The organism is Caulobacter sp. BE264 (assembly GCF_031457805.1).
Lineage (GTDB): Bacteria > Pseudomonadota > Alphaproteobacteria > Caulobacterales > Caulobacteraceae > Caulobacter.
In genome coordinates this window covers 1-1,273 of sequence record NZ_JAVDXI010000022.1, presented here as the reverse complement: position 1 = coordinate 1,273, position 1,273 = coordinate 1, and the positions used below count along the sequence as shown (strand labels likewise).

The following is a 1,273-nucleotide window of genomic DNA, read 5'->3' as shown; positions in this document are numbered from 1 at the left end:
CAATCGTGCTCACGGCGCGACCTTTCGCCAGACCTGTTTGGCCATCGTCCGCGAGCGCTACGAGGATTTCGGACCGACTCTAGCGGCCGAGAAGCTGGCCGAGGTGCACGGCCTGCCGATCGGTATCGAGACGCTGCGCCAGTGGATGATCGAAGATGGAATCTGGGTGCGCCGGCGCGACCGGGTCAAGCGCGTCCATCAGCCCCGCCATCGGCGCGACTGCCTGGGCGAACTGGTCCAAGTCGACGGCTGCGAGCACTGGTGGTTTGAGGATCGCGGTCCGCAATGCACGTTGCTGGTCTTTGTCGATGACGCCACCAGTCGGCTGATGCACCTGAGCTTCGTCGCCAGCGAGAGCGCTTTTGCCTACTTCCAGGCCATGCGGGCTTACTTGGAGGATCACGGCAAGCCGATCGCACTCTACAGCGACAAGCACTCGGTTTTCCGGATCAACCGCACCGACGCTGCCAACGGCGGCGACATGACCCAGTTTGGTCGGGCCCTGCACGAGCTCAACATCGATATTCTTTGCGCCAACGCGCCTCAGGCCAAGGGACGCGTCGAGCGCGCTCACAAAACGCTGCAGGACCGCTTGGTGAAGGAGCTGCGCCTGGCCGGCGCGGACGGAATCGAGGCTGGCAACGCCCTGCTCCCGGGATTTGTGGCTGACTACAACCGCCGCTTCGCAAAGCCTGCGCGGCTCGACAAGGATCTGCATCGGCCGCTCGCGCCGCAGGACGATCTGGACGGAAGCTTCGCCTGGCGCGTTGAGCGCACAGTCACCCACTCTCTGACGGTCCAGTACGATCGCGTGATGTTCATTCTTGAGCCGAATGAGATCACACGCGCCCTGCCCCGCAAGAAAGTCACGATCTACGACTTCCCAGACGGTCGGATTGAGGTTCGCCATCAGGGTTTGGCCCTGCCCTATCGTACATTCGATAGGATCACCCGCGTCGATCAGGGCGCCATCGTTGAGAACAAGCGGCTCAGCGAAGCTCTGGAACTGTGTCGAAAAATGCAGGCCGAGCTGCCGCCGAAGGTTAGGAGCCGCAAGGCGCCGGCGCGGTCAGCACAGATCGGGCACATGTTCACAACGATCTAGTTCGGAAGGCTCGCACGGAACAGCTGCGGACCTGTGGTGCGCTGGCCGGGCGGTCGTGCGCTGCGCATGTTGAAAGCTGCGCGCCCGCCCTTCGGCCAACCCTAACGCTCCTAGTCTGTGTCATCTCTAATGGTGAGAAAAAGTGTCTTCTCTAACCGGCGTAGACAA

Annotated in this window: 1 protein-coding gene; it reads left to right on the top strand. The window is 62.3% G+C overall.

The window, feature by feature from the left end; all coding sequences use genetic code 11:
- Positions 1-1,105, top strand: a 1,105-nt coding sequence (locus tag J2X45_RS20270) for an ISNCY family transposase (RefSeq protein ID WP_310218532.1), incomplete at its 5' end; no start/stop codon positions are given.
- Between the last annotated feature and the right edge of the window lie 168 nt (positions 1,106-1,273).